Origin of the sequence: Pseudomonas batumici (assembly GCF_036585405.1) — a bacterium.
Classification (GTDB): domain Bacteria; phylum Pseudomonadota; class Gammaproteobacteria; order Pseudomonadales; family Pseudomonadaceae; genus Aquipseudomonas; species Aquipseudomonas batumici.
Genome location: NZ_CP144470.1, coordinates 1,058,190 through 1,071,161, shown reverse-complemented (window position 1 = coordinate 1,071,161; position 12,972 = coordinate 1,058,190). Strand labels below are relative to the sequence as shown.

General features: G+C 64.0%; 12 protein-coding genes. 5 read left to right on the top strand and 7 right to left on the bottom strand.

Annotation, left to right across the window (positions count from 1 at the left end):
- The first annotated feature begins 20 nt into the window (after window positions 1–20).
- Window positions 21–896 (top strand): patatin-like phospholipase family protein, encoded by an 876-nt coding sequence (locus NUH87_RS04415; protein ID WP_338524926.1) that lies wholly within the window; start codon window positions 21–23, stop codon window positions 894–896.
- A 14-nt stretch (window positions 897–910) separates the two neighbouring features.
- Here the strand turns inward: NUH87_RS04415 and NUH87_RS04410 are convergent, their stop codons facing one another.
- Window positions 911–1,603, bottom strand: a complete 693-nt coding sequence (locus tag NUH87_RS04410) for a YoaK family protein (RefSeq protein ID WP_338524925.1) — start codon at window positions 1,601–1,603, stop codon at window positions 911–913.
- Between the two features lie 225 nt (window positions 1,604–1,828).
- Between NUH87_RS04410 and NUH87_RS04405 the strand changes: the two genes are divergently transcribed.
- Complete coding sequence (locus NUH87_RS04405; protein ID WP_338524924.1) at window positions 1,829–3,475, top strand: phospholipase D-like domain-containing protein; 1,647 nt, start codon at window positions 1,829–1,831, stop codon at window positions 3,473–3,475.
- 5 nt (window positions 3,476–3,480) lie between these two features.
- On the opposite strand, the gene NUH87_RS04400 is transcribed toward NUH87_RS04405, so the two are convergent.
- Window positions 3,481–4,713, bottom strand: a complete 1,233-nt coding sequence (locus tag NUH87_RS04400; RefSeq protein ID WP_338524923.1) for an NADH:flavin oxidoreductase/NADH oxidase family protein — start codon at window positions 4,711–4,713, stop codon at window positions 3,481–3,483.
- Between the two features lie 78 nt (window positions 4,714–4,791).
- On the opposite strand from NUH87_RS04400, the gene NUH87_RS04395 reads away from it, so the two are divergent.
- Window positions 4,792–5,217, top strand: a complete 426-nt coding sequence (locus NUH87_RS04395) for a MerR family transcriptional regulator (RefSeq protein WP_040068310.1) — start codon at window positions 4,792–4,794, stop codon at window positions 5,215–5,217.
- 13 nt (window positions 5,218–5,230) lie between these two features.
- On the opposite strand, the gene NUH87_RS04390 is transcribed toward NUH87_RS04395, so the two are convergent.
- Together NUH87_RS04390 and NUH87_RS04385 are read right to left on the bottom strand one after the other, a co-directional pair.
- Complete coding sequence (locus NUH87_RS04390) at window positions 5,231–6,769, bottom strand: MFS transporter (RefSeq protein WP_338524922.1); 1,539 nt, start codon at window positions 6,767–6,769, stop codon at window positions 5,231–5,233.
- A complete protein-coding gene (locus tag NUH87_RS04385) occupies window positions 6,766–6,936 on the bottom strand; it encodes a hypothetical protein (RefSeq protein ID WP_338524921.1) in 171 nt (56 codons plus the stop codon). Before NUH87_RS04385 ends, NUH87_RS04390 begins: the two co-directional genes overlap by 4 nt.
- Window positions 6,937–7,039: 103 nt before the next feature.
- On the opposite strand from NUH87_RS04385, the gene NUH87_RS04380 reads away from it, so the two are divergent.
- Both NUH87_RS04380 and NUH87_RS04375 read left to right on the top strand, forming a co-directional pair.
- Window positions 7,040–7,924, top strand: coding sequence for a LysR family transcriptional regulator (locus NUH87_RS04380; protein ID WP_338524920.1), 885 nt, complete (start codon window positions 7,040–7,042; stop codon window positions 7,922–7,924).
- Window positions 7,925–8,132: 208 nt separating this feature from the next.
- Window positions 8,133–10,214 carry a putative bifunctional diguanylate cyclase/phosphodiesterase gene (locus NUH87_RS04375; protein WP_338524919.1) on the top strand — a complete coding sequence of 694 codons (2,082 nt, stop codon included), beginning with the start codon at window positions 8,133–8,135 and terminating at the stop codon, window positions 10,212–10,214.
- A gap of 3 nt (window positions 10,215–10,217) precedes the next feature.
- Here NUH87_RS04375 and NUH87_RS04370 read toward each other — a convergent pair whose 3' ends face one another.
- From NUH87_RS04370 to NUH87_RS04360, 3 genes are all read right to left on the bottom strand, one after another.
- Complete coding sequence (locus tag NUH87_RS04370) at window positions 10,218–11,663, bottom strand: DHA2 family efflux MFS transporter permease subunit (RefSeq protein ID WP_338524918.1); 1,446 nt, start codon at window positions 11,661–11,663, stop codon at window positions 10,218–10,220.
- Window positions 11,664–11,825: 162 nt separating this feature from the next.
- Complete coding sequence (locus tag NUH87_RS04365) at window positions 11,826–12,326, bottom strand: contractile injection system tape measure protein (RefSeq protein ID WP_338524917.1); 501 nt, start codon at window positions 12,324–12,326, stop codon at window positions 11,826–11,828.
- 123 nt (window positions 12,327–12,449) lie between these two features.
- Window positions 12,450–12,920 carry an FAD/FMN-containing dehydrogenase gene (locus NUH87_RS04360; protein ID WP_338524916.1) on the bottom strand — a complete coding sequence of 157 codons (471 nt, stop codon included), beginning with the start codon at window positions 12,918–12,920 and terminating at the stop codon, window positions 12,450–12,452.
- Window positions 12,921–12,972 lie beyond the last annotated feature (52 nt).

Genomic DNA, 12,972 nt, shown 5'->3' with positions numbered 1-12,972 from the left:
GAGTACGAGCGAGGCCCGCCATGCCCACTGTCAAGACTGCCCTGGTGCTCGCTGGGGGCGGTAGCCTCGGCGCCGTCCAGGTGGGCATGCTCAAGGCCCTGGTGGAGGCCGGGGTGAACTTCGATCTGGTGATCGGCGCCTCGGTGGGCGCCATCAACGGCGCCTACTTCGCCGCACGACCTACCGCCCAGGGTGTGGAGGAACTGGCGGACTTCTGGCGCGGTTTGCGCAAGGGCGATGTGTTTCCCCTGTCGTTGCTCGATACCCTTGGCGCGCTGATCAATCGGCGCGGCTTTCTGTTGAAGGCCACGGCGCTGGAGCGACTGGTCGCGCGCGCGTTGCCCGTGGACCGAATCGAAGACACGGTCCTGCCCCTGCATATCGTCACCACCAACCTGCTGACGGGCGCCGAAGAGCTGTTGTCCAGCGGCAGCGCGGAACAGGCGCTGCTGGCCAGCGCGGCGATCCCGCTGGTATTTCCTTGCGTGAGGATCGGCGAAAAGCTGTTGATCGACGGTGGCGTGGCGAGCAATACCCCGATCGCCAGCGCGGTCGACCTGGGGGCCAGGCGCATCGTGGTGGTGCCTACGGGCTTCGGCTGTGCCTGCCCGGAACCGCCGGCGGGTCTGGTCGCCCTGGCGCTGCACACCTTGAACCTGATGAGCATGCGGCAACTGGTCCGCGATATCGAACTCTACACGGAGCGGGCGGATATTCATGTGGTGGCGCCGCTGTGCCCCTTGGGTATTTCGGTCTTCGACTTCAGCCAGACCGACGCCTTGTTGCAGCGCGCCCATGAGCAAACCTGCGCCTGGATCAAGGACGGGGGGCTGCTTCGTAGCGGGGTGCCCGATTCGCTGCAGGCCCACACCCATCCCTCGGCGCACGGGCACTGAGAGGCTGACGGCCGTTACGACTGGAGTCGGTCGCTGCGGTAGACCCGCAGGCAGACGCCGATGGCGACCACCACCGGCAGGATCAGTGCCCATGCTCCGCCGGCGAGGTAGAGCAGGGCCGCGCTGGTGCACCCCGCGACAAAGGCCAGCAGGGTCGCGCCAATCGGCTTCAGGCGTTGTTTGATGATTGTTCGTTGTTCTGCCGCCCGCTCGGTCCAGAGGGCAAACACATCGATGGCAAACTGGGTGACGTTGCCGGTCATCAGCGTGGTCGGCGGGGTGCCTTTCATGTGCTGGCGGGAAATCGCGTTCTGAATCGCCATGGCGGTCACCCCGGTCATGCCGGTGATCAGCGCCGTCGCGCTATCACCATCGCTGAACGGTCCCCAGATAATCGCCAAGAGGGCAAAGGCCGCGAGCATCAGGGTATGGGTGATCAGCAGCAGGCGCAGCGGCGCCAGTCCCCGACGATGGATTGCCACCGCCGCCAGGTGCGTAAGCCCCACCACCAGCGCGAACACCGGCAGCGCGATCAGCTTGGACACCGCGCCGGAGGTGCCATGGACAATGCTCACGCCCAGGGTGACGAAGTTGCCGGTGACATGGGCGGTGAACAGGCCCTGCAAGGCGAGGAAGCCCAGGGTGTCAACGAAGCCGCCGTTGAAACTGAGGGCCGGCCCCACGCTGGCGGGCAAAGGGTATTCCATAGTGTGTTCTCTCTGGCTCGGGTGTTGGTAGCGACAGTTGTCGAGTGAGGGACTGGCCCTACCGAGTCGGGCCAGACGGTAACCCGCCGCTGGTCGCTGATCAAGGTAGAACGATTGAAACGCCTCATCGAAGATTTCATGGAGAAAATCGGCGCGGGAAGCGCCTGGCGTCATAAAAATTCGCTACGCTCGCCTACCACAGCAAACAGCTCAAGGATGTGATGCATGCGCGTACTTCAGACCAATCCCCAGGACGATTTCCGGGTCAAGGCCTATGCCGGGACCAGCGGCGTGTTGCTGGCCATCGACCTGGCCGAATCGCGGCGGGCCGGCCTGCTCGGTTTTGCCATCGAGCGGCAGGAGGGCACCCGGCCCTGGGAGTTCCTGTTCAACAGCCTGACGTTCCCTGGCAAGGAGCACACCTTTCCCCAGTACCACGCGACCCCCAGCAACCTGGCGCCGTTGCAGAAATTCCGTTGGGCCGACTACAACGTCGAGCCGGGGACCACCTGCAGCTATCGGGTGCACCTGGCCTACGGTACGCCCGATGCGCCGCAGTTGGGCGAGTCACTGGCCGTGACGGTGACCACCGACAATGGCCTGCCCAAGGGCCAGCGGGTTATCTTCAACCGCGCGGTGGCGGCCAGCCAGGGTTTCGAACGCAAGTTTCCCGAGCTGGACAAACTGATCAGCACCCAGAAAAACCTGCCCATCGAAGCCTGGCCCGATGCGGCGCGCCTGTGGCTGGAAAACGGTCTGCTGGAAGAGCTGCTGGGGTTTATCGCCCGGGCGACGGACGTGCAGTGGGGCCTGGATATCGCCATCTACGAATACCAGTTGCAGGCGATTGTCGATGCGGTGAACGCGGCGCAGCAGCGCGGCGTGCGGATTCGCGTGCTCTACCACGCCAAGGTCGGTGACGAGGACACCACCCTGAACGAGCAGAGCCTGGCGCCGATTCCGGCCGAGAGCAAGCGCGGGCGGGTCACCAGCAATATCTTCCACGACAAGTTCATCATTCTCAGCCAGCGCGATGCCGGTGGCGAGTACCGGCCTGAAGCGGTGCTCTGCGGCAGCACCAACTTCACCGCCAACGGCGTCTATCGCCAGGCCAACGTGGTGCATGTGCTCGATGACGTCCGCTTGGCCACCGAGTACACCCAGGTCTTCGAGGAGATCTGGGCCGCCCCGACGGATGTGGCGGCGACCCGCAAGTGGATCACCCAGAACAACCCCATGGACCCGAGCCAGCCGTTGTTCGCCGGGTTTTCCCCGCGCACCGGGCAGGGCGACCTGAAGGAGTTCGTGCAGATCATCACGGCGGCGCAAAAGGACGTGCTGTTCGCCACGGCCTTCACCTTGCCCCAGGAAATCCTCGACGCCTTGCTCGGCAAGCCCCATGACGATGTGCTGCGTTTCGGCCTGCAGAATACCGCCAGCAGCATCTCCGGCATTCACGCCGACCGGACCGACGATTTCGTCGCCACGGCCTTGCTCAATACCGGGCTGGAAGGCTGGATCAAGGAAGGTCTCCTGGGCCAGAAGGGCAACCTGCTGGTGCACACCAAGGCCATCGTCACCGACTTCACCACGGACGCGCCGACCATTATTAGCGGCAGCCACAACCTCAGCGTCGGCGCCAGCGACGGCAACGACGAGAACTACCTGGTGATTCGTGGCGACGTCGATCTGGCCGATCGCTATGGCCTGGAGATCCTGCGCTTCTACGAGCATTACCGGTTCCGCTATTACGCGAAGAAGCTGGCGCTCAAGCAGGTCCAGCCGCTGTCACCGGACAACAGCTGGAGCGACGGCTACTACCAGGAGGGCGACTTGAAGATGCTCTCGCGGTTGCGGTTTGCCGGGCGCTGACAGGGTCAGGCGCCCAGGTTCTTCATCGCCGTGCGGTACTGCTTCGTCCGTCGACCGATAAACAACCGATCCAGCACCAGCGCCCACACCGCCGAGACCTCGGGGTGGGGGCGCCGGCCCTTGCTCAGGCGCTTCAACTGGTACTTGACCACCGCCATGCTTGCCAGCGATGCCAGCGGCTTTTTCTTCCAGTGGATCGGCGGCAATTGCGGATGGCTGTCGCGGCCTTCGCGCCAATGCCGGGGCAGGTGTGGTTCCACGGCCAGCGCGGTACCGATACCGGCCATGGCGATGCCGCTGTCCAGCACCTGCTCGACAATGGGCAGGCGCCGAATGCCGCCGGTGACCATCACCGGCATCATCGCCACCTTCGCCAGCTCACCGGCCATCTCCATGAAATAGGCTTCCCGTGCCAGGGTGCGACCATCCCGCGCTTCGCCCTGCATGGCCGGTGCCTCGTAGCTGCCGCCCGAGAGTTCGACCAGGTCCACCGGCAAGGCATTGAGCCATTCGATCACCTGGCGGGCATCGTCCGCATCGAAGCCGCCGCGCTGGAAGTCCGCCGAGTTGAGTTTGACCGCCACGCAGAAGTCCGCTGAAACAACGGCCCGGACCGCCTTGACCACCGACAGCAACAGCCGTGCGCGATTTTCCAGCGAGCCACCCCACTGGTCGGTACGTCGGTTGCTCAGCGGCGAGAGGAACTGGCTGAGCAGGTAACCGTGGGCCGCATGGATCTGCACGCCAGTGAAACCTGCCTGCTCGGCGAGACGGGCGCTGTTGGCGAAGCGCCCGATCACCTCTTCGATATCGCTTTCGCTCATGGGCCGCGGCTCGGCGAACATCTTCGAGAACCCGCCCAGGTCCAGTGCCACCGCGGACGGTGCCCAGGCGATCTGGCCCAGATTGGCCATGGTCTGGCGCCCGGGATGGTTGATCTGCATCCAGAACTGCGCGCCCTTGGCGCGGCCGATGGCGGCCCACTGGCGGAATTTCTCCAGGTGACGATCGTCCTCCAGCACCACGCCGCCAGGTCCGGTCATGGCGCGGCGGTCGATCATCACGTTGCCGGTCAGCAGCAGCCCGGGTTCGCCGTCGGCCCAGGCACGGTAGAGTTCCAGCAGGTGAGCGGAGGGCGTGTTATCCAGGTCGGCCATGTTCTCTTCCATGGCGGCCTTGGCGATACGGTTCGGGACCTGAACGCCATTGGGCAAGAGCAGTGCTTGAAAGGGTGACATGCTTGACTCCGGGGTGGTGGGGAGTTCAGGCTAAGCTTAAACCTAACTTTAATGTCAAGCGTCCATTCGAGGCCCCTTATGAAAATCGGTGAACTGGCCCTGCGCAGTGGCCTGGCGGCGTCGAAGATCAGGTTCTACGAAGCCCAGGGGTTGATTCGCAAGGTACAGCGCCAGGCCAATGGCTACCGTGAGTACCCGGCCGAGGTGTTGCAGACGTTGTCGATCATCCAGTGTGCGCAGCAGGCGGGTTTCAGCCTTGAGGAACTGCGGGCGTTGGTGCCGGGGGCCGAGGCGGAGAGCCTGGATCATGAGGTCATGGTCGACAGCCTGGAGCGCAAGATCGACCAGATCGAAGCCATGCAGGCGCGCCTGGCCCATAGCAAGTTGCAGTTGCTGGGGATCGTCAACAGCATCCGCAACCGGCCTGAGGGGACCAGTTGCACGGAAAATACCGAGCGGGTATTGGCATCGCTGCAGTCCACGTCGTCACGTCCGCCCTTGTAGCCGCGTCTCGGTTCTATTCATGGGCCAGTGAATAGGAGCGGGTGACGGGGAGGGGGTGGCGCATCAGGCTGCCCACCGCCAATGCCCCTGACAACGCCAGCAAACCCGCCACCCAGAGCACCGTGCCGAAGCCGCCGACGAAGGCTGCGCGGGCCAGGGGTTGGACCACCTGGCGCGCGGATTCAGGCAGTGCCGCCATGGCCGCCGGCATGTCACCGGCGACGACCCGCGAGGCAATCGCCCGGGCCTGGTCGAGCCAGGGGGCGGCCTGTGCGGCGAGGCTGGCGTGGAGCAATTGCTGGGTATGGCTGGCCAGCAAGGCACCAAACACACCGATGCTCAACATGATCGCGCTGAAGCGCATGGTGGTGCTCATGCCCGAGGCCATGCCGGCCCGTTCCCGGGGCACGCAGGCCATGATGTTCTTCTGGGTGTCGCCGTTGAGCAGCCCGGCACCGGCACCGGTCACGGTAATCGCCAGGGCGAACGGCAGGTAGGCGCCACTGCCGACTGCCCAGGCACTGAGCAGGTTGCCGCAACCGACCAGGGTCAGGCCGCCCGCCATCATCGTCGCCGGGGCGAAGCGCGAGGCCAGTCGGATACCGATGCGCGGACAGATCAGCATGGCCAGGGCGAAGGGCAGCATCCCCAGGCCCGAAGCCACGGCGGAAAACCCCAGGCCGTTCTGCAGGTAGAACGGCAGCAGGGTCATCATCACCTGGGCACAGCCGGCATAGGCGAACATTCCCAGCAGGGCGCCGATAAAGCGCGGATGGCGAAACAGTTGCAGATCCACCATCGGCCGTTTCTGCAGCTGTTCGACCCACACGAACAGGCCCAGCAGCGCCGCGCCTCCCAGCAGTCGGGCGTAGGTCAGCGGGTTGTTCCAGCCGATGCGGTTGGCCTCGATCAAGCCCCAGATCAGGCACAGCAGCGCGCCACTGAAGGCCAGGCTACCCCAGGGATCCAGGCGGGCCGCCTGGCTGTCCCGGGATTCCGGCACGGCGTGGCGGACCATCGCCATCAGTGCTAGTCCCACGGGCAGGTTGAGGTAGAAGATCCAGCGCCAGCCCAGGTACTGGGTGATCAGTCCGCCGACCGTGGGCGCGGCGGTCATGGCCACGCCCATGCAGGCACCCCAGAAGGCCCAGGCCTTGGCCCGTTTGGTCTCGTCATGAAAGGTGTGGCCGATGGAGGCGAGGGCGGAGGTCAGCAGCAGCGCGGCGCCGACGCCCTTGATGGCGCGGGCGATATCGAGGAACAGGCTGTCGGGTGCCGCGCCGCAGCCCAATGAGGCGAGGATGAACAGGGTCAGGCCGCAGAGCAGGGTCCTGCGCCGGCCGAAGCGGTCGGCGATGCTGCCGGCCGGCAGCAGCAGGGCGGCGAAGGCCAGCATGTAGGCACTGACCACCCATTCGATATCGGCGAAGTTGGCCCCCAGGTCGCGGGCAATGCTCGGCAGGGTGACGGCGACGATATTGGTATCGAGGACGATCAGCGAGCAGACGCCGGAGGCGGTCAGCAGCGTCAGTCGTGGGCTGACCCGGCTCATGCTCGGACCTGCGGCGCCAGCGTGGAGATGGTGGCCTTGATCCGCGTGCGGCTCAGATCCAGCTCATGGATTGCCTTGTGGGCAATGGCGGGTGACGAGTCGGCCGCAGACATCCGCGTTAGGTCCAGGCAAGCACAAGACAAGGGGATCAGGGATTTGACGTGCATGGTACAAGCTCTCTACTGTGGCGATGGAAGCAGCTTATCCTGGGCCTTGCGCGGTTTTGTTAGGTGGGCTTCGGCACTTCATTACCTTTGAGCTAATACGCCTATGGAGATCCGTCATTTCCGCTATTTCCTGGCGGTGGCCCGGCAACGCAACTTCACCCGTGCGGCTGAGCAACTGGATATCGCGCCGCCAACCTTGAGCCGACAGATCCAGGACATGGAGGCCGCCCTCGGCACCCGGTTGTTCCTGCGCGGGCAGCGCGAGGTCAGCCTCACCGAAGCCGGCGCGGCGTTGCTGCCGGAAGCCGAGGCGACGGTGCGCCAGTTCGAGTTCGCCCAGCGCAATGCGCAACGGGCCGGGCGCGGTGAAGTGGGGCATATCGAACTCGGTTACGTGGCGTCGGCGGTGTACTCCGGTGTGTTGCAGCGCCAGGTCAAGGCCTTCAGCCGTGAGTTCGCCGAAGTCAGCCTCACCGTGCGGGAGAGCCCGATGGCGGTGTTGCCGGGACTGATCGCCGAGGGGCGTTTCGATATCGGTTATGTGCGTTCGCCCATGTCCTTGCCCGAGGGCGTGGACGCGGTGCGCCTGAATGCCGAGGGGTTTGTATTGGCCGTGGCGGACGATGCCTGGTTGTGTCGCCTGAAACGGATCGGCGCCGAGCACTTGCAGAACGAGACCTTCATTCTCCCGGAGCAGATCAGCGGCACCTTGCAGGTGGCCGCCCAGGGCGGTTATGCGCCGAAGCTGGGCCCACAGCCCGGCGGGTTGGTGGCGGTGATCGCGGCGGTGTCCCTCGGCCAGGGGGTGGCGGTGGTACCCGAGTCGGTGGTCGGGCATGTGCACCTGCCCAATGTGGTGTATCGACCGATCCACGACTGCGAGGCGAGCTCCTGGCTGTCGTTGATCCATCGGCGCTTCGAAAAGGCCCCGGCGGTGGCGCGCTACATCGAGCGGGTCAAGCGTGAGTTTCCCAGGGATGAGCCCTGATCCGTCCTCAGGTCAGGCTGGCGCGTAACGAATAAATCCTGCCGTTGGTCGGTCTTTCCGGGGCCCCGATCTGTACGGCAGGCAAGCCATGCTGAATAATGGCAAGTGGCCAATATTTCACCGTGCGCTTCATGAGGAAGCAGGTACAATCCGTGGTTTTTTTCATCGAGCCTGGGGGGCGTCCGGTTCGATGTCTTAGAGATTTGTCATGCTTATTGGTAGCTACTCCCTCGCGCTGGTCTTTATTTCTCTTTGTGTGGCGATCCTCGCCTCTTATACCGCATTAGACCTGACCGGGCGCATTGCCACGGCCCGCGGTTGGGCGGTTCATTTGTGGATGGCCGGTGGTGCCCTGGCCATGGGCGTGGGCATATGGTCCATGCACTTTATCGGGATGCTGGCGTTCAGGCTGCCCATCGAGCTGGGCTACGACGGGCCACTCACGCTGCTGTCGCTGCTGATCGCGATTCTTTCCAGCGGCTTTGCCCTCTGGCTGGTCAGCCAGCCCCGCCTGCCGGCGCTGCAGTTGGCATTCGGCGCCCTGGTCATGGGCGCCGGCATCAGCGCCATGCATTACTGCGGGATGGCGGCACTGAAGATGCAGCCCGGCATCGACTACGACCCCACCCTGTTCGGCGCCTCGCTGGCGATTGCCGTGGTCGCTTCGGCGGCGGCCTTGTGGATCGCCTTTCGGCTAAGACGTAATACCCCCTATGTGCGCCTGGCCCGTAGTGGGGCGGCGGTGATCATGGGCCTGGCGATTGTCGGCATGCACTACACCGGCATGGCCGCGGCCAACTTTGCCCAGGGCAGCTTTTGCGGGGCGGCGGGCAGCGGTCTCTCCGGCAAGGGGCTGGACAGCCTGGTGCTGGTGACCAGCCTGGCGGTGCTGTCCATCGCGCTGTTGATCTCAATGCTCGATGCGCGGCTCGAGGCGCGGACCGCCATGCTGGCCGACTCGCTGAGCCAGGCGAACCGGGAGCTCACCCATCTGGCACTGCATGACACCCTGACCGGCTTGCCGAACCGGGTCCTGCTGGCGGACCGGATCGACCAGGCGATGCACAAGGTCATGGCCGAAGGTGGTTGCTTCGCGCTGATGTTCATCGATCTGGACGGTTTCAAGCCGGTCAACGACGCGTTCGGCCACCACATGGGCGATCAGTTGTTGCGTGAGGTCGCCCTGCGCCTGCGTGACGGCTTGCGCAGCCAGGACACCCTGGCACGTATCGGCGGTGATGAGTTCGTGTTGCTGGTGCAACTGGCCGAGCCGGACGATGCGCTGCAAGTGGCGTCGCGTCAGGTCGGCCTGATCTCCCGGCCGTTCCGGCTGGCCGAACATGACCTGCAGATCTCCGCCAGCCTCGGTATCGTGCTGTACCCGGGTAACGGCCAGACCGCCGAGGAGCTGTTGATGAACGCCGACGCGGCGATGTATCACGCCAAGGGCTCCGGCAAGAACGGCCACAGCTTCTTCGATGCCTCGATGAACAGTAACGCGCGCAAGCAGTTGCAGTTGTTGCAGGACCTGCGCCAGGCCTTGGAGCAGCGGCAGTTCCGTCTTTATTATCAACCCAAGTTCGACGCCCTCAAGGGCACGCCGGTCGGTGCCGAGGCACTGCTGCGCTGGGAGCACCCCGAGGAAGGGCTGTTGCTGCCGGACAAGTTCATTGCCCTGGCGGAAAAGACCGGCCTGATCATCACCATCGGCGACTGGGTGCTGGACGAGGCGTGCCGGCAAATGCGCCTGTGGTATGAGCAGGGCTACCAGCACTGGCGTATCGCGGTGAATCTCTCGGCCCTGCAGTTTTGCCATGCAGGCCTGGTCGACAGCGTGGCCGGCGCCCTGGCCCGGCACCACTTGCCAGCCAACAGCCTAACCCTGGAAATCACCGAAACCACGGCCATGAGTGACGCCGATGCGAGCATGGCGGTGTTGCAGAAACTCTCGGACATGGGGGTGGACCTGTCCATCGACGATTTCGGCACCGGTTATTCGAGCCTGATGTACCTCAAGCGTCTTCCGGCCAACGAGCTGAAGATCGACCGCGGTTTTGTCCGCGACCTGGAGCATGACACCGACGATGCCGCGATCGTCTCGGCGATTGTCGCACTGGGGCAGGCGCTGGGGCTGCGGATCGTCGCCGAAGGGGTGGAGACCGACATGCAGCAGACCTTTCTCACCCGCCTGGGGTGCGACTCCTTGCAAGGCTACTTGCTGGGGCACCCCTTGCCGGCGGAAAGGTTCATGGCCGATATAGGTCGGCTCAAACAGCCGGTCGCGAGTTAAGCCCTAGGCCTCGACACCCCCCAGGCTTTCACCGGTCTTGTCGCGCATCATCACCGCGGCCAGGCCGGCGCCCAATGCGGAAAACACCGCCCCCACCAGGAAGGCAACCTGATACCCGTCGTTGAGCGCCGACAGTGCCGGTGCGCCCGCCACCAGGTGCAGTTCGGTGCGCGCCGCCGCCAGACTCGCCAGCGCCGCCAGCCCCAGTGCACCGCCCATCATGAAGGCGGTATTGACCATGCCCGAGGCCAGCCCCGACTCGGACGGCGTGACATCGTTCATCGCCGCCAGCAGCAGTGGATTGAAGGCAATGCCCGCGCCCAGGCCCAGCAACAGCATGCCCGGGAGAACGTCGCGCAGGAAGTGGCCGTCGACCGGCGCCTGGGCGAACAGCAACAGCCCGAGGGTCGCCAGGGCCAGGCCGGCGGCCAGCGGCAGGCGAATGCCGAAGCGCATCACCAGCTTGGCCGAGATCCCCAGTGAAAACACCGCCATGATCAGGTTGGCGGGCAGGAACGCGAGCCCCACCTCCCAGGGCGTGTAGCCCAGCACCAACTGCATGTACAGCGCCGACAGGAAGAACCAGGCGAACATCGCGGCCGCCCAGAGCACGCCGACGATATTGGCGATGGCCAGGTTGCGCAGGCGGAACAGGCGCAAGGGCATCAGCGGGGTTTTCACCCGGGTCTCGATCATCAGGAAGAGCAGTAACAGGCCGACGGCAATCAGCAATAGCATGACGGTGTGCAGCGAGCCCCAGCCCATCTCGTTGCCATTGACGATGGCGTAGACCGCCAGCATCAGCGAGGCGGTCACAGTGACCGCACCGGCCACGTCCAGGTCGCGGGACAGATGCTGGTTGAGGGTTTTCGAGAGCAGGCGCAGGGACAGCGCGATCACCGCCGCGCCGATCGGCAGGTTGACCAGGAAGATCCAGTGCCAGCTCAAGGTGCTGGTGAGCACGCCACCGAGCAGGGCGCCCAGGCTGCCGCCGCCGGCACAGACGAAGCCGTAGACACCCATGGCCTTGGCCCGGTCGGCCGGTTCGCTGAACAGGTCCATGATCAGCGACAGGGCCACGGCGCTCACCACGGCGGCGGCGAGGCCTTGAAGGGCCCGGGCCCAGATCAGCATCTCCTGGTTATGGGCCAGGCCGCAGGCCAGCGAGGCGAGGGTGAAGAAGCCGATACCCAGCAGGAACAGGCGTCGATGCCCGTAGAGATCGCCCAGGCGACCGCCCAGCAGCAGGAAGCCGCCGAAGGTCAGCATATAGGCGTTCACCACCCAGGCGAGGGAAGTTTGCGTGAAGTGCAGGTCGGTCTGGATCGACGGCAGCGCGACGTTAACGATGGTGGTATCGAGCACGATCATCAACTCCCCGAGGCACAGGACGATCAAGGCGAGCCAGCGGTGGTCCGACTTGGCTGCGGGGGAGGCAGGTGAGGTCATGAGGGTTTCTCGTGTGAGGGCCGGTGAGTTTAGGTCGCCGGTCAAGCGTGGCTCAATAGAGAAAGTGTAGGGAGGTTGTTAAGGGAGCAGGGGGACGGCTGATGATCGGAAAGCGTAGATCGAAGACTATGCCGCCGTGGACATTCGAACTGACCACAGCCGTTATGGTTTCCAGGTGACGAACAGAGGCTTGTCCATCCAGGTTTGCCTGATAACCGAGAAACTGAAGGGAGAGTGCGCCAATAGGATGTCGTAAGGGCGCGGCTTTACTGTCATTTCCCATCGATCATTGGCATTCGCCAACAACCCGTCCCTCACCAGCCAGTTGCCCCTGAAACCGTCGATGCTCATCTTGCCGGTCGCTGGCCAATACTCTATGACCTTACTCAACAGCGAAAGGCAGATCTCGTGCTCGGCATCGGTGAGGTCAGGCGTTGACTCAAGGGGCTGGTCTGGAGGTAGACCGCAGAGCAGTTTATTAAGCGTCAGGTGTTGATCGAGCGTTTCGGTTTGTCCCGTGACAAGAAATTGCAGGACATGCACGGCTCGGTGTTGTGCGTTATTGCTAACGAACGCACCTGCTTCGGTCAGCAGGTCAAGACGCGAGAACAATGGATTGAAAAAACTGTGTAGGAGAACAAGGCCTGCGTTATTGATTTGCATCGTGACTTCCCTAAAGGCCAATCGATGAGTGGCAACGTCTCGGAGAATTGAACTGTACCCGGTTTTTCCAGGCCGGGCTCAAGCCAACCTGTTGAACCGAATGGCCTTCAGGCGTGAAAGCCGTTATGGAGCCGCCACCTTGTCCAGCGCGGCGCGCAAGTCAGTGGCACTGGCGAATTCGCGCTGTGCGACCAAGCGGCCATTGTCCAGTTGCAGCCACAGTACTTTCTCCTCGGCGCCTGGGTAACGCGGTACTACGCGGCTGTCGCGGTCGAGCAGGACGCGGTAGTTGTAGTCACGCATGGCGGGAATGGCGAAGAGTTTGCTGACCAGTACGGGCATGCGCTGGATGTCGGCCACGAACACGCCATGCCGCACCTCCAGGAAACCTTTGGGTTTGTCCTGCAAGGCCGCCTTGACCAGCTTCGCGCCGTCCATCGTACGGGCGACCAGCAGGATCTGGGTGTGCGTGTCCAGGCTATAGGGTTGGTCATATTGATCAAGCAGGGTCCAAGGGGCCAGGCGCTCGCCGACCTCCGTCGCCTGAACCAGAACCGGTAGCAGGCTCAACAACAACACAATGACAACTTTCACCGTTCATGACCTCGTGTCCAAGAGTGACTGCTTGGCAGGCTTGAGTGACGGG